Source organism: Stutzerimonas stutzeri (genome assembly GCF_024448935.1).
In the GTDB taxonomy this organism is placed as follows: domain Bacteria; phylum Pseudomonadota; class Gammaproteobacteria; order Pseudomonadales; family Pseudomonadaceae; genus Stutzerimonas; species Stutzerimonas stutzeri_AO.
On record NZ_JAMOIE010000007.1, the window covers coordinates 37,620 to 62,995 of the forward strand.

Consider the following 25,376-nt stretch of genomic DNA (forward strand, 5'->3'; position numbering starts at 1 on the left):
CAGAAGGGCAGAACCCATCAGGCGGCGGTTGGCGGGTGCTCCTCTTGCGCATCGTCTTCGGTGAGAGCCTGGTTATTGGAGCGCAGCTTCTTGGCCCGAATCTCCAAGGCCACATAGACAACCGTGGCAAACAGCAGTGGGATGAGGAAGTACACCACCCGGTAGCCGATCAACCCCGCCACGATGTTGGCCTGGCTTAGCTCGCCACCGCCCAGCATCGCCACGAATACCGCTTCGATCACACCCAGACCCGCCGGGATGTGTGCAATCACGCCGGCTACGCTGCTGATCATCAGGATGCCTAGCACGATGGGGTAGGGGGCCTGTTGCGACAGCATGAAGTACACCACCAGTGCCATTAGCGCCCAGTTGCTCGCGCCGAGCAGCATCTGCAAGACCGCCAGGCGCAGGCTCGGCAGATAGATTTCGTGCTTGCGGATCGTCCAGTGGCGGCGTTTGGAAAAGCCGCAGGCCCAGAGGTAGATGGCCGAGGCCAGCAGCAACCCGGCACCCAGCATCCGCAACGCGGCATGTCCGATCTCCCAATTGGCGGGCGGCGTGACCCAGCCCAAGGTGAAGATCAGGCCGCCCAACCAGAGGTAACCAAGCCAGTTGGTCAGCACGCTCATGGTGAACACTCGGGTGATCTGCGATGTGCGCAGGCCGAACCGCGAATAGAGCCGATAGCGCAGCGCGATACCGCCCACCCAGGCGCTCAGGTTGAGGTTGAAGGCGTAGCAGACGAAGGTCACCGGGATGATCTGCCGGACTGGCAGGTCGTGCTGCGCATAACGTTTGCCGAGCACGTCGAAACAGCAATACACCGCATAACTCACTGCAGTGGCTGCGCCAGCCAGCCACAGGGTTCGGGCGCTGTAATTGCGCAGCGTTTGGTAGACCTCGCTCCAGTTGACGTTGCGTGCCAGCCCGATCAAAAGCCCGGCGACGAGAATGAAGAAGCAGTAGGTCAGGATCTTCTTGATCAGCGGCCAGCGACGACGCCACCCACTCTGCGACTGGTGCTGGCGCTCGGTCATTGATGGTCTCGCTGCAAGGGGGCAGGGCTGGGCTCAAGCGGTTCCGGATCGAGCAACTGCACCCTTGGTTTATGGGCCGGCAACAAGCCCACCCACTGAGGGAAGTGGCGCAGAAAATGGAAAATGATGAAGACCAGCGGTGCGCGCCACCAGTAGCCGCGGATGATGCGTTCCAGCGGAATGCGGCGGCAGTCGTGTTGCAGCAACCGGTCCAGATTTTCATGCAGTTGGCGATTGAATGTGTGATCGCGAATGATCAGGTTCGCCTCGAGATTGAGCGACAGGCTCAGCGGGTCAAGGTTGCTCGAGCCCACCGTGGACCACTCGTAGTCCGCCAACGCCACCTTGCCATGCAGTGGCCGGCGGCAGTATTCGTGGATCTCCACACCGTCGTTCATCAGGTAGTTGTAGAGCATCCGCGCGCCGAATTTGGCGATCGGCATATCCGGTTCGCCCTGCAGAATCAACCGGACCCGAACGCCACGCCGTGCGGCGTTGCGGATCTCCCGCAGCACTCGGTAGCCCGGGAAAAAATAGGCGTTGGCAATCAGCAAGCGCGAGCGGGCGTCGCGGATGGCCTGCAGGTAATGCTGCTCGATATCGTTGCGATGGTCGTGGTTGTCGCGCGTGACAAACAGCGCACGCGCTTCGCCCCGGCTAACCCCGACAAAACCGTTGCTCTGCGTTCGCATTCGTCGGTGCCACCAGCGTCGGCCCGATTGGGCTGGACCGATAGCGCTCAGTGCGAAGCGGTGGATGTCATGCACCACCGGGCCTTCGACCCGCAGCGCGTAGTCCTGCTTGGCAGCAGGGCCGAAATCGCTCAGGTGATCTGCAGAGAAATTGATGCCGCCGATGAACGCAAACTCGCCGTCTATCACGACAATCTTGCGGTGCATGCGTCGGAACACATTGATCCGCTTGCCGAACAGCCGTTTGCCTGGATCGAAGACCTGGATACGTACACCCGCGCGAGTCATCGCCGCGGCAAAATCACCATTCAGATCAGCCGAGCCATAGCCGTCCACCATAACGTTTACGCTGACCCCGCGTTCGGCCGCGGCAATCAGCGCCTGTTGCAACTCCTGTCCCACCTTATCCTTGAAGAAAATGAAGGTTTCCAGCAGGACTTCCTTTTCCGCAGCTGCAATGGCCCCGAACACGGCGGGAAAGAATTCCTCACCGTTTTCCAGCAGTTGAAGACGATTCCCGTCTCTCCAGTGAAAGTTCATAGGTGTATCTCCACCGCCAAGGGCAGATGATCAGACAAGTGTGTCCAAGGTTTGTTGCCGAGTATTCTCGCTTTGTGGCTCGTGGCATTTCGCACATAGATACGGTCCAGGCGCAGCACTGGCCAGCGTGCCGGGAAGGTCTTGGCCACCTTGCCCTGGGCCAGCGCGAAAACCTCGTGCATGCCCGCGCAGCGATCGAGCACCTGCGCACCCTTGAGTCGCCAATCGTTGAAGTCCCCAGCGACGATCACTGGGGCATTCGTTGGCAGCGAGTCGAGCAGGTCGCAGAGGAGGCGCAGTTGCTGCTGACGATGGGCTTCGCGCAGGCCCAGGTGCACGCAAATCGCGTGAAACTCCTCATGTCCCGGCACCTGCAGCACGCTGTGCAAAAGGCCACGACGTTCCGGCCCGGCAATGGAAATGTCGAGGTTCTCGTAGCGCGTGATCGGGAATTTCGACAGCAGCGCGTTGCCGTGGTCACCGTCGGGGTAGACGGCATTGCGACCATAGGCAAAATCGGTCCAGATGCTGTCGGCCAGAAACTCGTACTGCGACATCTTGGGCCAGTCGTGGAAGCGCAACGCGTGTTTTTCATGCGTGCCGAGCACTTCCTGCAAGAACACGACATCGGCCGATACCGCCCTGACTGCCTCGCGCAACTCCGGAAGGATGAACCGCCGATTGAGGGCGGTGAAGCCCTTGTGGGTGTTCACGGTCAGCAGGCGGACCGTGTTGACCGCGGTGGACATGTGCGCGTCGAGATCGCTGCTGTCGAGGGGATGGGTCTTGTCCAGATTCACGCCAATGCTCCTTCCAACTGGCCTGGAGTGGTTTCCAGGTCTTTATCCAGTCCGAGCCGGCGCAACAACTGTCGCGCGTCATACGGCGCCCGGACCTTTACATCGTTATCGAAATAGCAGTAGACGGCGCGCCGCTTGCGCGCCGGTGGTTTGCCGGAGCTTATCAGGTGGGCATCGTCAGGCTGGCTGCCGTTGCTCCAAAGGGTGATGCGCTGGGCCCAGTTATCCAGCGCCTCATCGGTGTAGCCGCTGGTATAAAGCTCTTTCGCTCCGTGAAGGCGGATATAGACGAAATCGCAGGTGAGGTCCTCTCGATAGGGCCATTTGCCGGCCGTATCGGCCACCACCAGCGCAACCTTGTACTTGCGCAGCAGCGCCACGAACGCCGGATCGACAAAGCTGTCGTTACGTATTTCGACCGCATGCCGAAGGGGACGTTTGCGATCGATCTGCAGATAGCTACGTCCCTCCATGCGCGCTTCACACCCTTTCGCCATTTCCAACGCCGCTTCGGTGTCATGCGGCAGTAGGGCGAGGAAGGTTTCGAAACGCTCGGGATCGAATTTGAACGACGGCGGGAATTGCCAGAGCATCGGGCCGAGCTTGTCTTTGAGCGCAAGGACACCGGAAGCGAGAAAGTTGGCGATGGGCTTCTCCACGTCCCGAAGGCGCAGCACATGGGTGATGTAGCGGGGCGCTTTGACGCTGAAAACGAAGCCCTCGGGCGTCTCGTCATACCAGCCGGCATAGCGCTCCGGCTTTTGCAACGAGTAGAACGAGCCATTGATTTCGATGCTGCTTACGGCTCGCGAGGCGAACTTCAGCTCGTTCTTCTGCACGAGCCCCTTGGGGTAGAAGTCGCCTCGCCAGGGTGCGTAGCGCCAGCCGGAAATGCCTATATGGATGGCTGCCATCGCTGGCTCCTGTGGTCTAACGGGGATGCTGCATGCTGGTCGGATCGCTGGCCGGGAAGGTGTTGGCGACGGCCTCGTCGACCAGATTCTCTTCCGAGCCGTTCTCCGAGCCCTCGCGTTGGGGCTTGAGCTCGACCTTGATCCAGCCACCTTCGCGACGATCAAATGCCTCGAATGCCGCCATGACGTCGGTCATCGGTTTGACCTGCGTAAGCATCTTGGTCGGGTCGATGCGCCGCGCCTGGATCATTTCGATGAGCCGCGGAATGTACTTGCGGTGGTGGCAGTTACCCATGTTCATGGTGATGTTCTTGTTCATCGCCATGCCGATGGGGAAGGTCGTCGCATCGGGCGGATAGACGCCAATGATCGACAAGGTGCCGGCCTTCGCCAGACACTGTACAGCCCATTCGAGCGCCTGTGATGGGGCATCGCCCGGTTGCCATTTGGCGTTCTGCTCAAGGTTCGCGCCGTCGGCAGGTTTGCCACCGCAGCAACCGTGTTCCGCATCGACGCCCACGGCATCGATCGCGCGGTCGACGCCAATCCCACCGGTCAAACGCTTTAAGGTTTCGATTGGGTCTTCGCGATTGAAATCGATGATCTCGGCGCCCTGGCCCTGGGCCATGCGTAAACGGTCGTCGTACTGGTCGATGGCAAAGATGCGCCCGGCGCCCAGCAGTTTGGCGCTGGCAATGGCGAATTGACCCACCGGGCCGCAGCCGAATACCGCTACCGTGTTACCGGCCTCGATCTCGGCCATCTCGGCGCCGAAGTAGCCCGTCGGGAAGATGTCCGAGAGCAGAATTGCCTGATCATCACTGATTTCCGGAGGCAGCTTCACCAGGCCGATATTGGCAAAGGGAATGCGCGCCTTTTCGACTTGCAGTCCGTGGAACGGACCGGTTGCCGCCGGACCGCCGAAGAACGAGGTACCTGCTTCCTTGCCGTTGGGATTGGCCACGTCGCACTGGGCGAAATAGCCCGAACGGCAGTACGAGCAATTGCCGCACGCGATGGTCGAGGGGATCACCACGCGGTCACCGACCTGCAGATTGCGAACGTCTTCGCCGAGCTCTTCAACGATGCCGACCGCTTCATGGCCAAGAATGGTGCCGGGCTTCATGCCGCTGAAGGTGCCGCGAACAAAGTGCAAATCCGTTCCGCAAATGGCAGAAGCGGTGATCCGGACAATGGCGTCGGTCGGGGCTTCGATCTTGGGGTCGGGTACGACTTCGAGGCGTATGTCGCCGACGTCGTGATACACAACAGCTTTCATGGGCGTCTCCATAAACGGGTCCCAATCGCGCCTGGCCAGGCTTCGATTGGGCTGAACGAATGATGAGTGACATCCTGTAGCTCAGCCGGGCTGCTACAGCCGGGCTGAAGAATCCTCGGGGACGCGCCAGCCTTTGCAGGCGGCGCGATCCGTGGCACGTTGCTCCCTTCATTCGGACTGATGGTGGCTTGCCCGGTTCATCTTTTTTTCGGCTGCATGGCACCCGGGGCCGCTCGGTATCGGGCGCCTGTTCAGGCTCGGGAGGCGGGTTACAGCTTCGGCGAGGTCAACGGAGCGGGCGATCCCATGGCAGGTCGCCGGCAGAGGCTTCGACCAGGTAGTCGATCACGGTCGCGGTGCTCTCCCGTACCACGGCGACCAGGGTCGGGTAGCGCCGCTGCGGCTCGAACTTGGCGAGGTCTTTGGGCGCCATCGGCCCACCCTCGCGGGCCAGTCGTTCGATGGCGCTGGCTAGCGCGAGGGACAGCCGATCAGCGTTTCTGAGAATCCCTTTCGTCATCCACGCGCTCGTCGTCTCCGTGAGCGTTTTCGATCGTGTCCTCGGTTAAGCGCGGGTGCGGGTCTTCGCCGGTAGGGTTCTGATAGCCATGCGCGCTTGCCTCGTTATTGAGGTCCTGCTGGGTCTGGCTGTTTCTGTCAGCCGGCTCAGGTTCGGTCGGTTCCTGATTGGCCGATGCGACGGTTGCCAGCAAGGCCAGTAACACTGATGAAGCGATGCACAAGCTCTTCATTTGATATCCCTCGACTGTTTGCGGGCTCCCTGTTTCGGACCTGCCGCGGCTTGCGTTCGTTCGTGTCTGCTGCTGGACGGGCCGTGCATGGAGCGGCGCCTACCGACAGGGGTGGCACCCAGTCGTGTTTGGACTGTCTCAGCCGGGAATCACTTACCGAGGCGCCACATGATCAATTGGTTAATGAACAACCAGCAGCTCGTTTCGTTGCTGATCTCCCTGAGCACGCTTCTGGTGTGGATGTTCTATGCGCATTTGCTCTTGCGAAACTTCAGACGGCAGCGTCAGCCGAGCCTGCTTATCAATCGAGGCGCAGGCAAAGGACTCGGCTCGCTTTGCATCATCTCCAACATGAGTGCCGAGCCGATGTTCATCAATCAGCTCATGGTCTCGGTGGTGACGTCACGGGGGCCCTTGGAAGTGGATATCACCGACATTCGCCAAAGCATGGAAGATGACGTGCCAGCCGATCTCGCCATCCACCAGACCACCCACCAGGGGCCGTTAAGCAGTGGTGATTTCATTCACGTCGGCACCTTTCAGGGCATGTTGCGGCGAGTCGCCGAGCTCAACGGCATCGAGCTTCAAGGCCATCAGCCAGTGGGCGACTGGCAGTTCCATTGCCTGGAAATCCGCGCGGTGGCGTTTTACGGGCCAGAGCGCCACCCGCTGGGTGTGTTGCGCCGCTTCAAGCTGGGCGACCTCACCGATCCGCAATGCCGTCTGGTGCCGGAGAGCCCGTTCACCCAGCAGCTGAGCTCCTGGCGCGACCGTCGCCGGGTACGGGGATGGCTAGCGGAAGGGCTGAATGACTAACCCGTCGCACCCATGGGCTTAAGCAGGCTGGGAACTCCGCTTCGTTTCAAAGGTCACGTAGAATTGGCTTCCCAGCGCGTGTCGTAGCGATACGCCGGGTTCAAGCCGTGACATGCGCTGCGCAGCAGGACATTGCTGACGTGTAAATGATTGGGCAGCTTGGATTCGGCGAGGCTGCAGCAGTAAGGGAATCGGTCATGGAGATCAACCGGGTAAGCGCAAAGGGCATCAACGAAGAACACTATGAGTTGGTTGTAGTCGGGTCAGGTTTTGGTTCGGGCTTCTTTCTGACTGAAGCCTTGAAACACCTCACCGGGCGCGCGTTGATCCTTGAGATGCGCAACCTCGTCGTTGTGGGCACCGCGACCTACCCGAGCTGTTCGCCGGCGAATCCCAGCCTGACGGCTGCCGCCTTGTCCATCCGTGCTGCCGACCTGCTTTATAGCTAAGGATTGCCCATGAAACGTCGTACGTTGTTGATTTCGTCCGCCGCCGCACTGGGCCTGGTGGCGGTCGGGTCTGGCGCCTGGGTCTTCGAGGACCGTCAGGTCTTCGTTCCGCAGTTGCTGCAACGGCTGGTGGGAAACTTCCAGATGGATCCCGACGATCAGCGCAAATTCGTCGATGCGATGGCGGACCACTACGGCTCGGAGAAGCTGACCGCATTGATGGGGCTCTACAAGATCCGCCAGCAAACCGGTGTCGGAACAGCCTACACTGAACTTCGGCTCGACAACTTCGAGCGCCGCTTGTTAACGGATTTCATGGTTTCGACTGATTTTCTGCGGCAGCAGAACAAGACCAATCCCAAGGTCAGCTTTCTTGGCTACCGGTTGCCCTGCAGCAACCCTTACGCCCGGTTCGACGGGCTGGCGTGAGGTCATACGGTATCCGCCTGCCTCGTTGAAGCCGTCGGTCAATGGCCTTTGCCGTGTCATTCGATGGATCAAGTGACAGGCTGGTTGGCCCCTCATCCGTCTCATCCGGAGGCCTGTTCATGCGCATCGCCGTCTTCAGTACCAAGCCCTACGATCGCACTTATCTCGACCAGGCCAACCAGGCGCACCAGCATCAACTGGTCTATCTGGACGCTCGACTGACCGCGGACACCGCGCCGCTAGCGGCGGGTTTTGCCGGCATATGTGCCTTCGTTAACGACCAGCTCGACCGCGAGGTGCTGCAACGCTTGCATTCCAGCGGTACGGAGCTCATTGCCCTGCGGTCGGCCGGTTTCAATCACGTCGACCTCGCCGAGGCGGAGCGGCTGGGCATGACGGTGGCGCGAGTGCCGGCGTATTCGCCTCACGCGGTGGCAGAGCATGCGGTGGCACTGGTGCTCGGGCTCAACAGGATGACCCATCGTGCCTATAACCGCGTGCGTGAAGGAAATTTCTCCCTCGATGGCCTGCTCGGTTTCGACCTGTACGGCAAGACGGTGGGCGTGATCGGGACCGGTAAGATCGGCCTTATCTTCGCCGACATCATGCATGGCTTCGGTTGCAGAGTGCTGGCCAGCGATCCCTTTCCCAGCGCCGATGCGAAGGAATTCGTCCGCTATGTGCCGTTAGAAAAACTGTTCGGCGAAGCGGACATCATTTCGCTGCACTGCCCGCTGACCCCGGAAACCAACCACCTGATCGATGCCGGCGCGATCGCCCGGATGAAACCGGGCGTAATGTTGATCAACACCGGCCGGGGCCGTGTAGTCGATACGCGCGCAGTCATCGAGGGCCTCAAGAGCGGAAGGATCGGACGGCTGGGGCTGGATGTCTACGAGGAGGAAGAAAACCTCTTCTTCCAGGACCTTTCACAGCAGGTCATCAATGACGATCTGTTCATGCGCCTGACGACCTTTCCCAACGTGTTGATAACCGGGCATCAGGCATTCTTCACTGCGGAAGCGCTGACCCATATCGCCGAGACCACGCTGGCGAATATCAGCGCCTTCGAGCAGGGAAGCGGTGCCCTGCATCGGGTGACCGTCGACAAGCTGGTGTAGCCATCACGGTTCGCTTCGGTGCCTGGATTGCCAGACGGAGCCCTGGCCGGATCAGCGTGGGCTCTGCTCGCTGAACAGCATCCCGCATGCCACCTGATAAACCTGATTCCCACGTCTGATCGTCAGTGGCGCTCGTTCAGCAATCACCGCGCCGCTGTCGAGCATTCGTTCGATGTGGGTACGCTGGTATTGGGCGGCAAGGTAATCGTCTGCGGCCGCACCCACCTGAAGCACAGCAGGCCGTCTATTCGGGGCTAAACGCCCGCTCGGCGAGGCCTCGATCTACAGGCGCCAGCTTGCCATCGCGTAGGCGGAACACCTGATCGGCGACATTGACGAGTGCAGGTCTGTGGGACACCGCAATGATGGTGATAGCCGGCGTCAGTCGTCGAATGGTCTGACTGATAGCTTCCTCGGCTTCCGGATCGAGCGCACTGGTAGCTTCGTCCAGGATGAGGAACCGTGGACCATGAGCGAGCGCACGGGCGATGGCGATCCGCTGCCGCTGGCCGCCCGAGAGCTTGCCGCCCCGCTCGCCAACGATGCTGTCCATACCGTCGGGCATCCGTTCGACGAACGCCCAGGCGCCGGCCTGCCGCAGAGCGGCCTCGGCCTGCTCCCGGGTCAGCGCCGGATCACCCAGGGTGACGTTGGCCAGCACGCTGTCATGCAGAAGAAGAGTGTCCTGTGGTACGTAGCCTATGAAGCGTCGCCAGAGTCGCCGGTCCAGCGTCTCTATCGGAACACCATCGACCAGAATCCTGCCAGCCTGGGGCGCCAGCAACAGGCTGAGCAGGTCGAGAATGGTGGTCTTGCCGGCGCCAGAAGGGCCAATCAGGCTGGTGAAAGTACCCACCTGAAGCCGAAGATCCACGGCATCCAGAACCAACCGGTCGCCATAGCCGAACGACACCCCCTCGAAAACGATCGCCTGTTCCAGTGTGGGCTTACGCTCGCCGCCGCGAGGCTCGGTATCAGCCGTCGCCGTTTCGATCGCGCCCTGCAGCGCCCAATAAGCCGCTTCCTGCGCGGCCATCCGATGGTAGCGCTGCTGGGCTTTGTGCAACAGACCAAGGACACGGACTACAAGGAAGATCAACACCATTACCGATGCCAGCGGCAACTCGAATACGATCAGCCCGGCGTACAGGCCTCCGGCCGCCAGCATCGCCAGCATCGGTCCCTGCAGGGCCCGCAGGGTCTCCCGGCTCATCACCTCCCGTTCCATAGCGGTGTTGAGCTCCGCCGCCTCGCGACGCAGCAGGGAATCGGCAACATCCTCACGGGCCATGGCCTTGAGTGGCTTGACAGACCCCAGGGTATCGGTGAGGTGGACGAGCAGTTCGCGCATCAGTCGGGTCTGGCTTTTGCCTGCCTTGCGTGATGCCTTGACCAGCCGGCGCATGGCGACGAGCAGCAAGAGCCCCAGCATCAGTGAGATCAGCGTGGCCGGCCAGGATACGAAAAGCGCGATGACGGCATAGACCAGCGCCTGGATGACCAGCGCCACCATGTTCGCCGCATGCTCGTAGCCCCTAGAGGCGCGGTAGGCTTCGGTAGCAACCGCGTTGGCCAGAGCCCCAGTGGGCTGGCGCAGGTAATATTCCCAGCGGCTGCCGAGCAAGGCACGGATCAGCGCCAGGCGCAGATCGGTGGCGACGCGCGCCACCGTGTAACCGACCTGGCGATTGCCAAGCAACACAAGGATACTGCTGACGGTCATTCCTGCCACGATGATGACCAGCATGGTGACTATGGTCGGCTCCAGGCCTACCGCATCCAGGACGCCGATCACCTTGAGCGAAAAGTCCGATTGGGCCTGGTCTCCCAAGGCGACCGACAGCAGCGGGAGCAGGGTGGTCAAGCCGACCCCCTCCGCCAGACCGGCAAGCAGCAGGCTGACCAGCATCAGGGTCGTGCGCGCCGGATAGGCGCGGCCGAAGGCGAAGAGCATGCGCATAGTTATGGCTCGTGACGTTCGGGTCGGACGGCACAGGCAGGCGGTACCGCCCCGCCAGCGTCTAGTGCGGCCGACATGCGTTGCATCAAGCTCCGAGTGGGCACCGTCAAGCCAGGCCGCCCGTCCGCACCAGATCATCACCCGCCGCGGCAGTCCGCGGAAGACAATCGCGCAAGTGAGCGAATGCCTGGATGATCCGATCGATCTGCTCGCTGCTGTGGGCGGCGCTCACGCTGCAACGGACCAGCGCCTGACCGCCGGGCGTCGCCGGTGGCAGTACCAGATTTACGTACACCCCCAGCTCGATCAGGCGCTGCCAGAACGCCATCCCCTCGTGGGGGGACCCCAGCAACACGGCGACCACAGGGCTCGGCTCTGGTCCAGTGCGATAGCCAAGGGCATTCAGTTCCTGATACAGATGCCGTGCATTGGACCACAAACGATCACGCAACTCGGGCTGGTTCTGCACGGCGCGCAGCGCAGCGCGCACCGATGCGATCGACGCAGGCGAAGACGACGCAGTGAAAATATAAGGCCGGCTCGCATAGCGCAGCAGCTCCATATCCGCGTGGCGACTCGCGGCAAAGCCGCCGATCGCACCGAGGCTCTTGCTGAACGTCCCGAGGACGATATCGACGTCGCCCTCGACCCCCAGCTCCTCCGCAAGCCCGCGGCCGTTCGGCCCCAGTACGCCGACCGAATGTGCCTCGTCGACCAACAGGTATCCGCCTAGCCGGCGCTTCACCTCGACAATTTCCGCAAGCGGTGCCCGGTCGCCCAGCATACTGTAGATGCCCTCAACCACGATCAGCGCGCTGCGTGCCTGCTCCCGCAGGCGCAACATGCGTCTCTCGAGGTCCTTCGCATCGTTGTGCCGAAAACGAATGACCTGGGCGCCACCCAGCCTGCAGGCGTCATAGATGCTGGCGTGGCAGTCTGCATCGAGCAGAACGATGTCTGACGGACCCGCCAGGGTGCCGATAACCCCCAGGTTGGCGAGATAGCCGGTGGAATACACGATAACCGATTGGCGCTGCATGAACTCGGCGAGCTCGGCCTCCAACGCTATGTGGCTGCCGTAACTGCCGTTGGCCATCCGCGACCCTGTCGTGCCCGTGCCCTCCAGCGCCAGCGCCTGCTGCCCGGCCTGGATGCACCCGGGATCAAAAGTCAGCCCCAGGTAGTTGTTGGTGCCGGCGAGGACGACTTCTCGATCACCGATGCGGCCCAAGGTCGGAGAAAGAATCTCGTCGATGCGAGTACCGAAGGGGTTCAATCCGCTCTGCCCCAGCGCAGCCCGCTCCTGGGCCAGCTTGGTGAACTTATCGAACAGCGCCATCTGCATGCTCCATCAGGGTAAAAACGGCTTGCGCCAGTTGGCCAGGCGTACGGACATCGGTCAGCACGTTGAGCGGTATCGAAATGTCGAACTCATCCTCGAGCTCCATCAGAAGGTCCATGACCTTGATGGAGTCCAGCCCAAGCTCATCGGCCAGCGCGACGTCCGCTCGAACCTCGGTCCCGGGCGGGGCGAGCCGACGGATCATGGAGAGGAGCCGTTCTAGTATTTGTTGCTCGGCAATCATCAGAAACTCTCGACTTTCATCAGTGGCTCTTTCAGAACAATCTTTCTTCAAGGGCCTTGTTCAGGGTTGTTCGCGGGCGCCATCCAAGCGCGTCTTGCGCTGGTTGGCTGTCGCAGGACCAATCAGGGTGGGCCAGTTCACCAACCTTAGACAAAGTCAGCATGGGCGAGTAGCGGCCGATACGTGCCAGCGACATATTAATGCGCGCAATCGCCTTCAGTAGCCCGACGGGCACCGCGACGCAACGGACCGGCCCATTGCGGGCCCGTGCTGCCATGGCCGCGATGGCACTCCAGTTATATCCGCCAAGGTGGCAATCATCCAACTCATAGGTGCCCGTCGGGGCTGGTGCGGCTTCGAGCCAGCACACCGCGGCCTCAGCCAGATCGTCCACGTGCAGGAAGCTGAGCCGGGCACTCGAACGGCCCAGCGGGAACAACCAGCCGCGCAGTAGCCATTCCAGCAGGGGGCGCACATCACGGTCACCCGGCCCGTACACGGCGGTAGGCCGGAAGATCGTCACGGCGATGTCGCCAGCGGCCTGCATTACCTGCGTTTCGGCTTCACGCTTCGACATCGCGTACCACGAGAGCTGCGGGTGCCTGGCTGCCAGCGACGAGATGAGGAGAAACCGCTCGCACTGCCCACTAAGCCGTGCCGCCTCGATCATTCGCAGGCTGCCCTCGACATTGGTCCGCTGGAAATCCTCCTTTCGACTCCCACGCACCGCACCGGCACAATGTATGACCGAGTCAGCACCCGCGACCAGCGCAGCCAGCACAGTTCGGTCCTCCAGCCTGCCCACTACCCATTCGACGCCTTCAATCGGGCGCTGATGCTGGCGGCTCAAGGCGCGCACCCGGACGCCCGCGCGGACCAGTCGATCACGCAGCACAGTTCCGATAAATCCGGTCGCTCCGGTCAACGCCACGGTTCGCGACATGGTCAGGTGGCTGCCAGGCTCAGCCCAGGATCGGCTGGAATCTGCCGCAGGAAACGCTTCTTCGCTTCCGCGCGCGACGGCTTGCCTGACGATGTTCGCGGCAACGAATGTGGCGGCACCAATTCGACCGTCGCCGCGATGCCGATTTCGGTGGTAATCAGACTAACCAAGGTACGGACCAGCAGATTGCGCTTCTCGGGCTCGGTCAGGCGGCACTGCACTTGCACCACCACCACAGGATCGGGATCTGCCGAAACGACAAACGCGATTGCATCTCCAGGGCGGATCTCCGGCCGCGACTCGACCAGATACTCGATATCCTGCGGCCAGATATTGCGCCCCCTGATGATGAGGACGTCCTTCTGACGGCCGGTAACGAACAACTCGCCATTGCTTAGATAACCCAGGTCGCCGGTGTCCAGCCAGCCATCAGCATCAATCACATGAGCGGTTGACAGCTGATTCCGGTAGTAGCCGGACATCACGCTAGGCCCTCGCACCACTACACGGCCCACACGCCGCTCGGCTATTGCCTTCCCCTGTTGGTCACGAATCTGCAACTGGTGTCCGGGAAGGACTGGGCCGCAATTGACGAAGCTGCTCGCCTGTTCGTCGGAAGCCACGGACACCGCAACGGAACGAAGCTCTAGTGCCCGACGATCCACCACCTCCACCCGCACGCCGCTGTTCCTGCGACCGAAGGTGACCCCAAGCGTGCTCTCCGCGAGCCCGTAGCAGGGAAGGAACGCCTTGCGATCGAAACCCGTCGGCGCAAACTGCTGGGCGAAGCGTTCCAGCACCTCGGCTCGAATGGGTTCTGCGCCGATGCCGGCGATACGCCAGCTGCTCAGGTTCAGTTGCTCGACATCGCTGGCTCGAGCCCTGCGCACGCAAATGTCATAGCCGAACGGCGGAGCGAACGAGATGCTGCCACCATTTTGGTCGATCAAGTTCAGCCACTGCCTGGGGCGCATGGCAAAATCCTGGGTCCGCAAGTAGTCGACCGAAAGCTGCGATGCCATCGGGCCGAGAACGAATCCCACCAGGCCCATGTCGTGGTAGAACGGCAACCAGGATACGCAGCGGTCAAGCGGGGTCACGCCCAGACCATGCCGGATCATCCCTTGCAGGTTGGCCATCACGGCCCGCTGCGTGACGACCACGCCGCGCGGGAAACGCGTGCTTCCAGATGTGTACTGCAAATAGGCGATATCCTCGGGGCATGAGGGGGGCAGCTCGATTTGCGGTACGGGTTGCGACCTGAGTTCGCTGACCGAGGCGATGAAGCCAAGACCTGCGGGCGCTGCCTCGCGGGCCAGGGCAAGGAGTTCCTTCGGTGCCAGGATAGCGCTCGGGGTGCAATCGGCCAGCATTCCGCGAAGCTTCTCTACGTATGGCGCGTGGTTGCCCAGCCCTGACGGAATCGGGAGCGGAACGGGCACAAGCCCAGCGTACTGACAGCCGAAAAATACCTCCATGAAGCCTGGCTCGGTGTCCGCGATCAGCGCCACTCTGTCGCCTCGCTGCAGGCCCAGCCCGCACAGTCGCCTGGCGATCGCCTGCGCCGTCCGCCGCAGGGTGGCGTATTGCACAACGGCAGTCAGGCGGCATCGACCGTCGTAGAAATTCAGGCCGGTTTGGCCAAGAGCAGCGTAATCGAGAGCTTCCGAGAGCGTTGGGAAATCCGCGAGCCGCTGGGGTAGCGCATGCCTAGTACAAGTTGCAGACATATAAAGTTCAGCCATCAAACGGTCCTGATAAACGCAACGGCAACTCGGCAGCGCAATTGCCGGCAGACCCTTGGTCTCCGAAAATTGGAAACATGATCTATGAATAGAAACAGGCCATTAAGCCGGTTTAGCGGCTGAACAAGCGACCGACTCGAGCGTAGCGATCATATATCATATGCGTAAGAAGCTAAACACGTCGACTGGCCAGGCAACCCGTTAGTTCCTTCGCCGACGCCCTCGCTGATCCTCGCAAGCTCGTGAAGCGGCGGCTCGCCGGCCGGCATGGTTGAGCCTAGACCGAAAGTGGCCATGCTTCCTATCATCGGGCCAAGAGTCGATTTCTCGCAAGCTCGTGAAGCGACGGCTCGCCGGCCGGCATGCTGAGCCTAGACCGAAAGCGGTCATCCTTCCTATCATCGGGCCAAGAGTCCGGAGACCCGCCCATGGATAAACCCTCGAACGGAAACACGCCTGCCACTATCGAACCGGTATCGGGCAAGAAGGCCCTGGACACTTTCATTCGTCTCCCGGGATTACTCTACCGAGACGACCCGCACTGGATCGAGCCGTTGCACTTCGAACGTAGCCTGCATCTGTCAAGCAAGAATCCCGTGTTCGACCACGTCGACTGGCAGGGCTGGATCGCCTGGATGCATGGCCGTCCTGTGGGCCGCATCACAGCTCAGGTCGACCGTCTGCACCGCCAGTTGCACGGCGAAGACACTGGACACTTCGGCATGCTCGAGGCTATCGACGACCCCGCCGTATTCCAGGATTTGTTAGGCGCTGCCGAGAGCTGGCTCCGGCAGCGTGGCGCAACTCGCATCACGGGCCCCTTCAGCCTGACCATCAACGAGGAAAGCGGCCTGCTGGTAAAAGGGTTTGACAGCCCGCCCAGCGCAATGATGGGCCACGGCAAGCCCTACTATGACTCACGCATCGCCGCGCTTGGCTATTCACCGGCGACCGACCTGCTGGCGTACTGGATGCGTACCGACGAGGTCAGTTTCCCACCCGCGCTACGGCGCATGATGGACCGCTGGCACGGCCGGATACGCCTGCGCACGCTCGATCGCAGCCGGTTCCGCGAGGAAATGCAGCTGCTCAGGGAAATATTCAACGACGCCTGGTCAGCAAACTGGGGCTTCGTTCCCTTCACCGAAGAGGAATTCGAGGAGCTTGGCAACAACCTGAAGCTGCTGGTGCCGGAAGACCTGCTGTACATCGCCGAGGTCGACGGCGAGCCGAGCGCCTTCATCATTGCGCTCCCGAACCTGAACGAGCTGATCGCACCGATGCAGGGGCGCCTACTGCCCTTCGGCTGGCTGCAGTTGCTCTGGAAACTGAAAGTGCGCGGCGCGAAAAGCGCTCGCGTACCGCTGATGGGAGTGCGCAAGGCGCACCAATTCAGCCGTCTCGGTCCAACCTTGGCGCTGTGCCTGATCGAAGCGCTCAGGGCGGCCTTCGTCAGGCGCGGAATAGAGGCGCTTGAAATGTCATGGATCCTCGAGGGCAACGCGGGTATGCGCAACATCCTCGAGCACATCGGTGCACACGAATACAAGCGTTATCGCCTCTACCAGAAGCGAATCTGAAGTTGACGTCCAGCGCGCGTATTGTGCGTTCCTCATGCCACCGGGAATAGATGAATTGGAAGATGCTCGATACATTGCACTAGTGCTGGCGGCTGACAGGCACGCCGGCGACGAAGTCGCACGCGCCGCTGGCGTTCCCTGCAAGGCGCTGGCCCCGGTCGGCGGCGTCCCGATGATCCGTCGGGTCGTGGATGCATTGCAGGGCTCATCTCAGGTCAGCCGAACGATGCTGATTGGCCCGGACCGCGAACTGCTGCGCATGGACCCACTCATCGAGCAGGGACTGATAACCGACATGCTCGGCTGGCAAGCGAACGCCAACTCGCCCAGCGCGAGCGCGCTGAATGCGCTGCAGAGCCTACCCAAGCAGCAGCCGGCTCTGGTCACCACCGCGGACCATGCGTTGCTCAGCACGGCCATGGTCGACTACTTCTTGCGCGAGGCTACCGCCAGCAATTGCGACTTCGTAGTGGCCGTCGCTCATCTGGAGACCGTCCGGGCGCGCTTCCCCGATACGCGTCGCACGCCGGTACGCCTGCGAGGCGGGCCTTATTCGGGCTGCAACCTGTTCGCCTTCACCACGGAACGGAGCCGCAGACTGGCCGATTTCTGGAAACGAATCGAACAGGAACGCAAGCACCCACGGCGCGTCATTTCCGGGGCACTTGGTCCCTTGGCGGTGATTCGCTATCTGCTCGGCCGCCTGACGCTGGACCAGGCACTGGCCCGCCTGTCGCATCGACTCGACGTGAAGATAGGCGCGGTTGTCCTGCCGTTCGCCGAAGCGGCCATCGATGTCGACTCGCCGGCGGATCTGCAGCTGGTCGAGCGCATCGTGGCCGCGAGGGCCGCCTCAGATCCCACTACGGAGTAGCCGCGTCAGGCATAGGATCGCGCCTGCGGCTGGCTCCATGACCCGACCTTGATCCTTGCCGCCTCCAAGTCATGCGGGAAGTCCAGCTCTCCCCAGCCCAGGCCGGCGATGGACTGGACGAATACCTGACCGGTGGTTTGCGCAAGTTGATCGATAATGCTCAAGTACCAGCGCTGCAACGCTTCGGGCGTACGCATGCTGGCCTCCAGTACCTGGCGGAACAGTTCGGCGCCCTCCGGCTGGAAGCGCATCATTCCGATCGACTCGCCGTCGACGCTGGCCAATGGCAGGGTCTTGCCTACCCGCGTGAGCCGATCACCCTCTAGGCATACCTTCATGTCATCGCTGTCGTAGCTGCTCTTCTGATCAACGGCCAGCGTGATGGGCCGAGACGGCGCTGCCAGCAAGCGTTCAAGTACCGGAAGATCGAACAGGGTGTCGCCGTTGAGCAAGACGAACTGCCCGACCATCACATGCCGCACCATCCAGCAGCTGGCCAGATTATCGGCCACCTCGAAAAACGGGTTGTAATGGACAGAAACGGTGCCCTGACCGTAACGCTGCGCGAGCAGCCGCTCGACCTGGCTTACTCCGTAACCGGCGACCACATTGATGTCATCGAAGCCGGTCGCCTGGAGCGCGTCGATCTGCCATTCGATGACTGTCTTGCCGTCCAGTTCGATCAGACATTTGGGGCTGCTTTCAGTGTACGGAAGAAGCCGTCTTCCCTGACCAGCAGCGAGGATTACCACACGATTAAGCCCGTTCCTCTGCGTCATGCCGTCTCCTAATAAAATAACCGGGACATCTCTGCCCAGTCGATAGCCCGTGCTTGCGCACATTTCAGACTGCGCCAGCCGGTGGTTTCGCATCGAAGGCGAAACGGCTAGGCTAGCCGGATTGGAGCCATTGAAGGTCCTTGAGTTCATGCTGCTCATCGAGCGATACGTCATTGCCGAAACACGTCGACCGCTCATTATCATGCTCGGAATACTGATCTTTGTCTTTGCCACCTATTCGACACAACGTTATCTGGCCCAGGCGGCCAGTGGCAATCTTGCCCTGAACGTCGTCTTCGACATTGTCTACTACAAGGTGCTCATTGCACTGGAAGTGCTGATTCCGGTGGCAGTGTACGTCTCGGTTGTACTCGGCCTGGGCCGTTTGTATCACGACGCCGAGATGACCGTGCTTAGCGCCTCCGGCGTGAGTCCCCTGCGAATCTACCTCGCGGTGGCGCTCCTCGCATTACCCGTTTCGTTCCTGGTGGCTGCTATTTCCGTGGAAGCACGACCCTGGGCTTATGCCAGGGCCTTCGCTCTCGAGCAACAATCCAAGACTGATCTGGACGTCAACCATCTGCTTCCGGAGCGGTTCAACATCAACCGTGAGAATGGCCGGATGATTTGGGCACGCACTATCGACCATGAAACCGGCAAGCTACACAACGCATTCATTTATGACGCCAGTCAGCGTCGTACCCGTGTGTTTCGGGCCGAACAGGCATGGATCGCCGACCCGAACCCGGATGATCCAGTCATAAGGCTCACCAACGGCAACGGCTATGCGCTCGAACATGCCGGAACTCGAGACGAGTCCGTCTCGTTCGGCGCGATGGCGATGCACCTTGCCCCCATCGACTCATCGAGCGAACTGCGCCGGAAAGCCACCCCAACGGGCCAACTACGGGAATCTCTGTCTCTGCCGGATCGAGCCGAACTGCAATGGCGGCAATCACGAGGCCTCAGCACGCTGCTGCTTGCCCTGCTCGCGGTACCCTTGAGCCGGACGGCGCCACGGCGAGGACGTTTCGCCAACCTTTTTCCGGTCACGGCGATCTACGCACTGGTTTTCTTCGGCGGCGATATCTGCAAGAGCCTCGTCAGCAATGGCAGTTTTCCCGCATTTCCGGGGCTGTGGCTCGTCCCGTCAATCATGACCGTCGCGCTGCTGATGCTGTTGCTGCGTGACGTCGGCAGCGTACGGCTGCGATGAGGCATCTTGACCGTTACCTGCTGAGCAGCCTGTTCGTCGGCTTCGTGGCAGCCGCGGCGCTACTGCTACCGCTATTCGGTACGCTCGCGCTGGTAGAAGAGCTGGATGACCTGCATGAAGGCGGCTATCGCCTGACCCAGGCAGTGACCGTCGTACTCTTCGGTTTGCCCCGCCGCGCGGTAGACCTCGGTCCCTTCATCGCGTTGCTGGGCGGCATAGCCGGCCTTGGTCAATTGGCAATCACTCAGGAATTGACGGTGATGCGCGCTGCGGGGATATCGGTCGCCCGTATTGGGCTCGCCGCGCTCATGGCCGGTGTGCTCCTGGCCCTGGCTCTTGCGGCGACCGACGAGTGGGTGGCTTCACCGTTGCAACAGAAGGCCCTGCGTATACGAACGCTGGCCCTGGCCATAACTGATAGCCGCTCCGCCAAAGACCACAGCATCTGGGCAATCAGGGAAAACCAGATGGTGCGAATCGGAGGCCTGAACTCGAACCAATCCCCAAACCAGATCGAGATTTTTAGGTTCGACCCCAACCATGCGCTGAGCCAGTACATCCGCGCGCAGCGCGGGGAGGTCCAGGCCGGGGATCTCTGGCAACTGCACGACGTTACCATCAAGCGCTGGGCCGGTGATGAGGAAACGGTAGAGCACCTCGACGTCATGCCCTGGCAATCGTTCGTTCCGGGCAGCCGTCTCAGCGAAGTCAGCCTACCGCCTGAAAGCCTCTCGTTCGTACAGCTGAACCGCTATGTCGACTTCCTGCAGCGCACCGGTCAACCGGCGGAGCAGTACCTGGTGGCGCTCTGGCAGAAGCTCGGCAATCCGATACTGACGCTCGCCATGATTCTTTTCGCAGTACCTTTCACCTTTGGGCAGAGCCGCTCGACCGGGCTTGCCAGCAAGCTTGCGGTTGGCGCGCTGGTGGGGTTGCTGGTCTACATGGTCAATCAGATCCTGGTAAATCTGGGCATTCTGCTCAAGCTCGATCCACTCGCCATAGGTATTCTACCCGCCTCCGTGCTGCTGGTCGCCGCCCTGCTGGTGGTGGCGCGCTACAGCCGGAGGGCATGAGAATGACGCGAATTGAGACAGCCATAATCAGTCGACAATCAGGGGCGCAACACATATGACAACCGAAGTTCACCTGGTGGGGCAGTGTACGGTGACATTATGGGGACTGACCTCCCGGGAAAGACTGCGGCGCGTGCTGCGTCGTCTGCCAGACGCGCAGCTGATGGCAGCCGGGCGAGCGCTGCCCGACGACGGCATCGTGCTGTTGTTGCGTGAGGACTATCTTTACGACGAACGTGTGCTGCGCGGGCTGCTGCGCAGCGAAGGGGTCGCGCTTCAAGACCCGCGTGACGGCAAGGTCGTGGCTGCATGCGTTCCCGCCAACCGGCTCGATGAGCAGGCTGCCCGGCTGGAAGGACCGGTTATCGCCAGTCTGCCGAAAACCCTGCCGGACACCGTCGCCTCCGGCCTTCAGACTCAACTGCGCAAGCTGGACGTACCCTGGGTCGCACCGATCTCCGAGGCCAACCGCTCGCAGCTGGAAAAAGCCCTGTTCAGCGGTGCCTACAAAGGCGTTACCGATTTCATCACCCGAGGGGTCTGGCCCGTGCCGGCGCGCTGGGTGACGGGCCTCTGCGTCCGCCTGGGACTGAGCCCGAATCAGGTGACCGCTGCCAGCTACTTGCTGGCAATCCTCGCCGGATGGTGCTTCTGGCACGGCCAGTTCGGAGCGGGTCTGCTGGCAGGCTGGGTGATGACCTTCCTTGACACCGTGGACGGCAAGCTCGCCCGCGTGACGGTGACGTCGACGCGCTTCGGAAATGTGTTCGACCATGCGCTGGACCTGGTCCACCCGCCTCTCTGGTATATCGCCTGGGGCGTCGGGCTGGCAGCGAGCTGGGACCATGCTCTGTCGCTGAACGACGTGTGCTGGGCGATTTTTCTTGGCTATGTGGCCGGCCGGCTGTGCGAAGGCGGTTTCAAGTTCGCCGCGCCGTTCTCGATGTTTCTCTGGCGACCGTTCGACTCGGTCAATCGCCTGTTCACCGCCCGGCGCAATCCCAACATGCTCCTGCTCACCCTTGCCTGGATGGCACAGGCCAACGACATCGGCCTGCTGCTCGTGGCGCTCTGGACGCTGATCTCGACGTTGGTGCTCGCGGTGCGGGTAGTCTGGGCGATCGCGCTGCGCAAGGGTGGCGCCGAGTTACAGCCCTGGCTCAGCCAGGTCGACCTGAAAACCGAAAGCCATAAGGCGGTCGTTCGCCTGTTCGCCCCGCGCTCAGGGCTCAACGATGCCTAAGGCAGCGGGCCGACCCCGGCGCGTCGCACTCTTGCTCAATCCGCTCAGCGGGCGTGTGCGCAGGCAGCTCGCAACCTTGCGAAAAGTCGCCATGTCGCTACCGGGCGTGTCCGTTCGGGAGGCGGCGAACTCCGCCGCGATGGCCGATGCCGCAGCCGAATGGCGTGCCGATCCGCCTGATCTAATCGTGATCATGGGCGGCGATGGCACGCTGCAGGGGATGCTCACGGCACTGCTGCAGGAGCCGAACGACGTTATACCGGACCTGTTGGTCATCCCCGCAGGCACCACTAACATGACCGCCGCCGACCTCGGCGCACGGTACAAGCCCGAGCGCGCGCTACGCTTGCTCGCGGCGTGGCTGGACAGCGGCGGCCGCCCCCCCGGGGCGACCGAGCGGGCGGTGCTGCGCATAGAAGCCGGTCCGGCGTGCAAACAGCAGTTCGGCATGTTCTTCGGCACAGGTGCCATCCTCAACGGCGTCCGCTACTACCACCAGCAGATCCGCCCCAGCGGCGTCCATGGCGTCGTCGGGCCCGTGTTGGCCTTCGGCCGGATGCTCCTGTCGCTGCTGCGCAACAAGCCGTCACCCTTGCTACCACCGATGCCCGCGGCCCTGCAGATGGCGGGCTCCTGTCGGGACGGGGACTGGCTACTGGTGCTGGCATCCACGCTGAATCGCCTGCTGATCGGCTGCCGGCCTTACTGGGGTACGGAAGAGGCTCCGCTGCATGTCACGGCCGTCGCCTATGGTCCGGGCCGCCTGGCTCGGGTTCTGCCTTCGCTGCTCAGCGGTCGCGGTGCTGGCACCGCCCGCGAGCGGGACGGCTACTTCAGTCACAACCTGGAAGCACTCAGCCTGACCGGTCCGACGGATTTCATTCTTGATGGGGAATCGTTTCCCGCAGATGGTCCGATCCGCATCGCTGTGACGCGCCCGCTGCGCTTTCTGAGCTATTGAAGCACCCATGCGCCTTGCTCACACGTTCCCCGTTCCGCCGCCCGCTCTGGTAGAAGAAATCGTCCGGCAGACATCTATTCCGGTCCCGGCAGAGCTGCTGTTGCTGTGTGATCAGCTTCACTCGCGATTTGGCGAGGCGCTGGTGGCTGTTCTGTTTTACGGCTCCTGCCTGCGCAACGCCGACCCAGCGGAAGGCTTGGTAGATCTGTATGCGATCGTTGATGACTACCGCCACGCTCATGGCAGACGGGGCTTGCGACTGGCCAACGCATGGCTGCCGCCGAATGTTTCGCCCCTGCAGGCGCACACGGCCGGCGGCCAGGCTTTGCAAGCGAAATGCGCCGTACTGTCACTGGCCGACCTTGAGCGCGGCACCGCGCTATGGTTCCAGAGCTACCTCTGGGGGCGGTTCGCGCAGCCATCGCGGCTGGTGTACGCCCGCGATCCCCACATCGAGCGGCGCATTCACCTGTCCCTGGCACGTGCGGTGGTGAGATTCTTGAGCCAAACTGTACCTTGTCAGGCGGCACGCTTTGACAGCCAGGCCGTTTGGCAGAACGGGCTCGCGCTGAGCTATGCGACCGAGCTGCGCCCGGAGGCGGCCGACCGACCGGCGCAACTGGCGCAGCATGATCGGGAGCACTATCGCCGGGTCACCCGCGCCGCCGCTTCGGTGATCGAGGTCATGCAGGCGGGTGCAGGCGGCGACGACTACCTCAACGTGGCGCCCGCTGCGGTTCGCCAGCGCATGGCAAGGCGCTGGAAACTGCGGCGCATCCAGGGCCGGACGCTGAACGTACTCCGGCTGGTCAAGGCAGTGTTTACTTTCGAGAACGGCGTGGACTACGTCGCCTGGAAACTGCAGCGCCACCTGGGGCAGCCGGTGGAGATCAGCCCGCGGGTGCGGCGACACCCGCTGATCTTCGGCTGGCCGTTACTCTGGCGGCTGCTGCGCCAGCGGCGGCTACGCTAGTTTACGGTTGCGCCGCGAGGCCTTCATCGCATCGCCCCAACTGAAACGCCTCCCGGAGGATCCATGAACCAAACGAACAGCGCGCGCGATGCAGGCGGGCCCAAACGCAAGCGCAAGCGCAAGCATCGGCCCAGCGTGGCCATAGGCCTCTGGCTCATCAAGCGGCTTGAAAACCTGATCCGGCGCTATTCGAAGGTCGGTGTGACCCCCTTCTTCGACCCCGCGCAGTTCGCCTGGACCGCCCCGCTGGAAGCCCAGTGGGAAGTGATACGCCGCGAACTGGATTTGGTACTCGCCCGCCAGGCAGACCTCCCCAGCTTCCAGGAAATATCCAAAGATCAGCTGAACATCACCCAGGACAACCGCTGGAAAACCTATTTCCTTTACGGCTACGGCTACAAGATGGCAGGCAACTGTGAGCAATGCCCGGCAACTACCCAGCTGGTGGAATCCATTCCGGGCATGTTTACGGCGTTCTTCTCGATCCTGGCGCCGGGCAAGCACATTCCGCCTCACCGCGGCCCATACAACGGCTTGCTGCGCGCCCATCTGGGCCTGCTGGTGCCCGAGCCCAAGGAACAATGCCGCATTGAGGTCGGCGGGCAGACGCGCCACTGGGAAGCGGGCAAATTTCTGATCTTCGACGACACCTTCCGCCACCAGGTCTGGAACGATACCGACGGTACACGGGTGGTGCTGTTTCTCGATGTCCGACGGCCGTTGGCGTGGCCTGGTGCCTGGCTCAACCGGGTCGTACTGCAACTGATCCGCTGGTCGCCCTTCATTCAGGACGCTCGGCGCAATCACAAGGCTTGGGAACGCGGCCTGGGTCGCTAGCGGGACCACAGGGTTTGCTGGGTATCGCTGCAGACCTCATGCGGCCAGGTATCTTTGAACACGGGGATTCACCTGGCGCCAGCGCAGAGCGGCAGCGTGTTCTTCGACCAGAGGGCGGTTTTGCCTGGAACCTGTTTGCCAATGTCGACCTGGTTTTGAGGGTGAAGCGGGGCGCGAGTGCTCCCCGCCAATGCTTCCCTTACTTCTTCACCCAGCTGCCGTTGAGCTGGATAATCTGGCCGGGCGGGGTTTTTTCGATCGCTTTCTTGCCGGCGATGGCTTCGACATCGCCGACGCTGATGCCGTTTTTCTGTGCCAGCCGATGGTATTCGGCACGCCGCGCCTGATTGATCTGGCTGGCGATTTCTTCGGCTTGGCCGCCGCTCTGCACGACGCCGAGATAGCCGTCGGGTTTCTCGCCGAGCTGGCCGCTGGCCTTGGCCTGGCCGAGTGCGGACATGGCTTCGTTGAGCGACATGGCGGCAGCCGGCAGCGCAAGGCACAGCGCCACTAGCAGGGTTCCGAGTTGCAGATAGGTCTTCATAAGGCTCCTCAGAACAGACCGCTGTCTTCGTTGATGATTGAGTCGAGTTGCTTGTCGACCTTGATGTAGATTTCATGCTCGATTTTCACGTTGAGGTTGATGTTGATCGGCTCGTTGGGCACGGCCAGCTCAACGCGCGGGGTACAGGCAGCGGCCAGCAGGGCCAGCGCCAGAATGCTGATGAAATGGCACAACCGCATGACGCTGTTCTCCAGATCGAAGTCGCCGCT

At 61.9% G+C, this 25,376-nt stretch carries 27 protein-coding genes; 12 read left to right on the forward strand and 15 right to left on the reverse strand.

Features of this window, described 5'->3' with window-relative positions:
- Positions 1–17: 17 nt before the first annotated feature.
- The 7 genes from NA637_RS03410 to NA637_RS03440 form a co-directional block, all read right to left on the reverse strand.
- On the reverse strand, positions 18–1,037 hold the full coding sequence (locus tag NA637_RS03410; RefSeq protein WP_256071006.1) for a lysylphosphatidylglycerol synthase domain-containing protein: 1,020 nt from the start codon (positions 1,035–1,037) through the stop codon (positions 18–20).
- Positions 1,034–2,269, reverse strand: a complete 1,236-nt coding sequence (gene clsB, locus NA637_RS03415; RefSeq protein ID WP_256071007.1) for a cardiolipin synthase ClsB — start codon at positions 2,267–2,269, stop codon at positions 1,034–1,036. Before clsB ends, NA637_RS03410 begins: the two co-directional genes overlap by 4 nt.
- Positions 2,266–3,069, reverse strand: coding sequence for an endonuclease/exonuclease/phosphatase family protein (locus NA637_RS03420; RefSeq protein WP_256071008.1), 804 nt, complete (start codon positions 3,067–3,069; stop codon positions 2,266–2,268). Before NA637_RS03420 ends, clsB begins: the two co-directional genes overlap by 4 nt.
- Positions 3,066–3,983 carry a DUF72 domain-containing protein gene (locus NA637_RS03425; RefSeq protein ID WP_256071010.1) on the reverse strand — a complete coding sequence of 306 codons (918 nt, stop codon included), beginning with the start codon at positions 3,981–3,983 and terminating at the stop codon, positions 3,066–3,068. The genes NA637_RS03420 and NA637_RS03425 overlap by 4 nt, the downstream gene beginning before the upstream one ends.
- A gap of 16 nt (positions 3,984–3,999) precedes the next feature.
- On the reverse strand, positions 4,000–5,262 hold the full coding sequence (locus tag NA637_RS03430; protein WP_256071011.1) for a zinc-dependent alcohol dehydrogenase: 1,263 nt from the start codon (positions 5,260–5,262) through the stop codon (positions 4,000–4,002).
- Positions 5,263–5,548: 286 nt separating this feature from the next.
- Positions 5,549–5,782: a hypothetical protein gene (locus tag NA637_RS03435; protein ID WP_256071013.1), complete on the reverse strand. Its 234-nt coding sequence runs from the start codon at positions 5,780–5,782 to the stop codon at positions 5,549–5,551.
- Positions 5,754–6,014 (reverse strand): hypothetical protein, encoded by a 261-nt coding sequence (locus tag NA637_RS03440; protein WP_256071014.1) that lies wholly within the window; start codon positions 6,012–6,014, stop codon positions 5,754–5,756. Before NA637_RS03440 ends, NA637_RS03435 begins: the two co-directional genes overlap by 29 nt.
- 168 nt (positions 6,015–6,182) lie before the next feature.
- Here NA637_RS03440 and NA637_RS03445 point away from each other — a divergent pair, with 168 nt between their 5' ends.
- The 4 genes from NA637_RS03445 (at position 6,183) to NA637_RS03460 (ending at position 8,829) form a co-directional block, all read left to right on the forward strand.
- Positions 6,183–6,830, forward strand: coding sequence for a hypothetical protein (locus tag NA637_RS03445; protein WP_256071015.1), 648 nt, complete (start codon positions 6,183–6,185; stop codon positions 6,828–6,830).
- A 197-nt stretch (positions 6,831–7,027) separates the two neighbouring features.
- Positions 7,028–7,279, forward strand: a complete 252-nt coding sequence (locus tag NA637_RS03450) for a hypothetical protein (protein WP_256071016.1) — start codon at positions 7,028–7,030, stop codon at positions 7,277–7,279.
- 9 nt (positions 7,280–7,288) lie between these two features.
- A complete protein-coding gene (locus tag NA637_RS03455) occupies positions 7,289–7,708 on the forward strand; it encodes a hypothetical protein (protein ID WP_256071017.1) in 420 nt (139 codons plus the stop codon).
- Between the two features lie 119 nt (positions 7,709–7,827).
- Positions 7,828–8,829 carry a 2-hydroxyacid dehydrogenase gene (locus NA637_RS03460; protein ID WP_256071018.1) on the forward strand — a complete coding sequence of 334 codons (1,002 nt, stop codon included), beginning with the start codon at positions 7,828–7,830 and terminating at the stop codon, positions 8,827–8,829.
- A gap of 244 nt (positions 8,830–9,073) precedes the next feature.
- Here the strand turns inward: NA637_RS03460 and NA637_RS03465 are convergent, their stop codons facing one another.
- From NA637_RS03465 to NA637_RS03485, 5 genes are all read right to left on the reverse strand, one after another.
- Positions 9,074–10,789 carry an ABC transporter ATP-binding protein gene (locus tag NA637_RS03465; protein WP_256071019.1) on the reverse strand — a complete coding sequence of 572 codons (1,716 nt, stop codon included), beginning with the start codon at positions 10,787–10,789 and terminating at the stop codon, positions 9,074–9,076.
- Positions 10,790–10,895: 106 nt separating this feature from the next.
- On the reverse strand, positions 10,896–12,128 hold the full coding sequence (gene spt, locus NA637_RS03470; protein ID WP_256071021.1) for a serine palmitoyltransferase: 1,233 nt from the start codon (positions 12,126–12,128) through the stop codon (positions 10,896–10,898).
- On the reverse strand, positions 12,112–12,375 hold the full coding sequence (locus tag NA637_RS03475; protein WP_256071022.1) for an acyl carrier protein: 264 nt from the start codon (positions 12,373–12,375) through the stop codon (positions 12,112–12,114). The genes spt and NA637_RS03475 overlap by 17 nt, the downstream gene beginning before the upstream one ends.
- A gap of 31 nt (positions 12,376–12,406) precedes the next feature.
- Positions 12,407–13,318: an NAD-dependent epimerase/dehydratase family protein gene (locus NA637_RS03480; protein ID WP_256071024.1), complete on the reverse strand. Its 912-nt coding sequence runs from the start codon at positions 13,316–13,318 to the stop codon at positions 12,407–12,409.
- Between the two features lie 2 nt (positions 13,319–13,320).
- Positions 13,321–15,048 (reverse strand): fatty acyl-AMP ligase, encoded by a 1,728-nt coding sequence (locus NA637_RS03485; protein WP_256071026.1) that lies wholly within the window; start codon positions 15,046–15,048, stop codon positions 13,321–13,323.
- Between the two features lie 443 nt (positions 15,049–15,491).
- On the opposite strand from NA637_RS03485, the gene NA637_RS03490 reads away from it, so the two are divergent.
- A complete protein-coding gene (locus NA637_RS03490) occupies positions 15,492–16,643 on the forward strand; it encodes an N-acetyltransferase (protein WP_256071028.1) in 1,152 nt (383 codons plus the stop codon).
- Between the two features lie 55 nt (positions 16,644–16,698).
- Positions 16,699–17,517 (forward strand): nucleotidyltransferase family protein, encoded by an 819-nt coding sequence (locus NA637_RS03495; RefSeq protein ID WP_256071030.1) that lies wholly within the window; start codon positions 16,699–16,701, stop codon positions 17,515–17,517.
- A gap of 5 nt (positions 17,518–17,522) precedes the next feature.
- Here the strand turns inward: NA637_RS03495 and NA637_RS03500 are convergent, their stop codons facing one another.
- Positions 17,523–18,296 carry an NTP transferase domain-containing protein gene (locus tag NA637_RS03500; protein ID WP_256071032.1) on the reverse strand — a complete coding sequence of 258 codons (774 nt, stop codon included), beginning with the start codon at positions 18,294–18,296 and terminating at the stop codon, positions 17,523–17,525.
- 148 nt (positions 18,297–18,444) lie between these two features.
- Between NA637_RS03500 and lptF the strand changes: the two genes are divergently transcribed.
- The 6 genes from lptF to NA637_RS03530 all read left to right on the forward strand — a co-directional run bounded on the left by lptF (position 18,445) and on the right by NA637_RS03530 (position 24,602).
- On the forward strand, positions 18,445–19,512 hold the full coding sequence (lptF, locus tag NA637_RS03505) for an LPS export ABC transporter permease LptF (RefSeq protein ID WP_256071034.1): 1,068 nt from the start codon (positions 18,445–18,447) through the stop codon (positions 19,510–19,512).
- The gene (gene lptG, locus NA637_RS03510; protein WP_256071036.1) at positions 19,509–20,588 is read left to right on the forward strand and encodes an LPS export ABC transporter permease LptG; all 1,080 of its coding nucleotides are present in this window, start codon (positions 19,509–19,511) and stop codon (positions 20,586–20,588) included. The genes lptF and lptG overlap by 4 nt, the downstream gene beginning before the upstream one ends.
- 55 nt (positions 20,589–20,643) lie before the next feature.
- Complete coding sequence (locus NA637_RS03515; RefSeq protein ID WP_256071037.1) at positions 20,644–21,831, forward strand: CDP-alcohol phosphatidyltransferase family protein; 1,188 nt, start codon at positions 20,644–20,646, stop codon at positions 21,829–21,831.
- A gap of 31 nt (positions 21,832–21,862) precedes the next feature.
- Positions 21,863–22,792: a diacylglycerol/lipid kinase family protein gene (locus NA637_RS03520; RefSeq protein ID WP_256071038.1), complete on the forward strand. Its 930-nt coding sequence runs from the start codon at positions 21,863–21,865 to the stop codon at positions 22,790–22,792.
- A 7-nt stretch (positions 22,793–22,799) separates the two neighbouring features.
- Positions 22,800–23,765 (forward strand): hypothetical protein, encoded by a 966-nt coding sequence (locus tag NA637_RS03525; protein ID WP_256071040.1) that lies wholly within the window; start codon positions 22,800–22,802, stop codon positions 23,763–23,765.
- Positions 23,766–23,828: 63 nt separating this feature from the next.
- Positions 23,829–24,602 carry an aspartyl/asparaginyl beta-hydroxylase domain-containing protein gene (locus tag NA637_RS03530; RefSeq protein ID WP_256071041.1) on the forward strand — a complete coding sequence of 258 codons (774 nt, stop codon included), beginning with the start codon at positions 23,829–23,831 and terminating at the stop codon, positions 24,600–24,602.
- A gap of 199 nt (positions 24,603–24,801) precedes the next feature.
- Here the strand turns inward: NA637_RS03530 and NA637_RS03535 are convergent, their stop codons facing one another.
- Both NA637_RS03535 and NA637_RS03540 read right to left on the reverse strand, forming a co-directional pair.
- Positions 24,802–25,146 carry a YdbL family protein gene (locus NA637_RS03535; RefSeq protein WP_256071043.1) on the reverse strand — a complete coding sequence of 115 codons (345 nt, stop codon included), beginning with the start codon at positions 25,144–25,146 and terminating at the stop codon, positions 24,802–24,804.
- Positions 25,147–25,154: 8 nt separating this feature from the next.
- Positions 25,155–25,346, reverse strand: a complete 192-nt coding sequence (locus NA637_RS03540) for a YnbE family lipoprotein (RefSeq protein ID WP_256071059.1) — start codon at positions 25,344–25,346, stop codon at positions 25,155–25,157.
- Between the last annotated feature and the right edge of the window lie 30 nt (positions 25,347–25,376).

What these genes read in the sequence shown, in the direction of transcription:
- NA637_RS03465 (WP_256071019.1), bottom strand. Translation starts at nt 10,789, where the DNA reads ATGCGCATGCTCTTCGCCTTCGGCCGCGCCTATCCGGCGCGCACGACC.
- clsB (WP_256071007.1), bottom strand. Translation starts at nt 2,269, where the DNA reads ATGAACTTTCACTGGAGAGACGGGAATCGTCTTCAACTGCTGGAAAAC.
- NA637_RS03515 (WP_256071037.1), top strand. Translation starts at nt 20,644, where the DNA reads ATGACAACCGAAGTTCACCTGGTGGGGCAGTGTACGGTGACATTATGG.
- NA637_RS03540 (WP_256071059.1), bottom strand. Translation starts at nt 25,346, where the DNA reads ATGCGGTTGTGCCATTTCATCAGCATTCTGGCGCTGGCCCTGCTGGCC.
- NA637_RS03535 (WP_256071043.1), bottom strand. Translation starts at nt 25,146, where the DNA reads ATGAAGACCTATCTGCAACTCGGAACCCTGCTAGTGGCGCTGTGCCTT.
- NA637_RS03440 (WP_256071014.1), bottom strand. Translation starts at nt 6,014, where the DNA reads ATGAAGAGCTTGTGCATCGCTTCATCAGTGTTACTGGCCTTGCTGGCA.
- spt (WP_256071021.1), bottom strand. Translation starts at nt 12,128, where the DNA reads ATGGCGCTGTTCGATAAGTTCACCAAGCTGGCCCAGGAGCGGGCTGCG.
- NA637_RS03525 (WP_256071040.1), top strand. Translation starts at nt 22,800, where the DNA reads ATGCGCCTTGCTCACACGTTCCCCGTTCCGCCGCCCGCTCTGGTAGAA.
- NA637_RS03490 (WP_256071028.1), top strand. Translation starts at nt 15,492, where the DNA reads ATGGATAAACCCTCGAACGGAAACACGCCTGCCACTATCGAACCGGTA.
- NA637_RS03460 (WP_256071018.1), top strand. Translation starts at nt 7,828, where the DNA reads ATGCGCATCGCCGTCTTCAGTACCAAGCCCTACGATCGCACTTATCTC.
- NA637_RS03530 (WP_256071041.1), top strand. Translation starts at nt 23,829, where the DNA reads ATGAACCAAACGAACAGCGCGCGCGATGCAGGCGGGCCCAAACGCAAG.
- NA637_RS03445 (WP_256071015.1), top strand. Translation starts at nt 6,183, where the DNA reads ATGATCAATTGGTTAATGAACAACCAGCAGCTCGTTTCGTTGCTGATC.
- lptF (WP_256071034.1), top strand. Translation starts at nt 18,445, where the DNA reads ATGCTGCTCATCGAGCGATACGTCATTGCCGAAACACGTCGACCGCTC.
- NA637_RS03455 (WP_256071017.1), top strand. Translation starts at nt 7,289, where the DNA reads ATGAAACGTCGTACGTTGTTGATTTCGTCCGCCGCCGCACTGGGCCTG.
- NA637_RS03480 (WP_256071024.1), bottom strand. Translation starts at nt 13,318, where the DNA reads ATGTCGCGAACCGTGGCGTTGACCGGAGCGACCGGATTTATCGGAACT.
- NA637_RS03410 (WP_256071006.1), bottom strand. Translation starts at nt 1,037, where the DNA reads ATGACCGAGCGCCAGCACCAGTCGCAGAGTGGGTGGCGTCGTCGCTGG.
- NA637_RS03450 (WP_256071016.1), top strand. Translation starts at nt 7,028, where the DNA reads ATGGAGATCAACCGGGTAAGCGCAAAGGGCATCAACGAAGAACACTAT.
- NA637_RS03485 (WP_256071026.1), bottom strand. Translation starts at nt 15,048, where the DNA reads ATGTCTGCAACTTGTACTAGGCATGCGCTACCCCAGCGGCTCGCGGAT.
- NA637_RS03500 (WP_256071032.1), bottom strand. Translation starts at nt 18,296, where the DNA reads ATGACGCAGAGGAACGGGCTTAATCGTGTGGTAATCCTCGCTGCTGGT.
- NA637_RS03430 (WP_256071011.1), bottom strand. Translation starts at nt 5,262, where the DNA reads ATGAAAGCTGTTGTGTATCACGACGTCGGCGACATACGCCTCGAAGTC.
- lptG (WP_256071036.1), top strand. Translation starts at nt 19,509, where the DNA reads ATGAGGCATCTTGACCGTTACCTGCTGAGCAGCCTGTTCGTCGGCTTC.
- NA637_RS03435 (WP_256071013.1), bottom strand. Translation starts at nt 5,782, where the DNA reads ATGACGAAAGGGATTCTCAGAAACGCTGATCGGCTGTCCCTCGCGCTA.
- NA637_RS03425 (WP_256071010.1), bottom strand. Translation starts at nt 3,983, where the DNA reads ATGGCAGCCATCCATATAGGCATTTCCGGCTGGCGCTACGCACCCTGG.
- NA637_RS03475 (WP_256071022.1), bottom strand. Translation starts at nt 12,375, where the DNA reads ATGATTGCCGAGCAACAAATACTAGAACGGCTCCTCTCCATGATCCGT.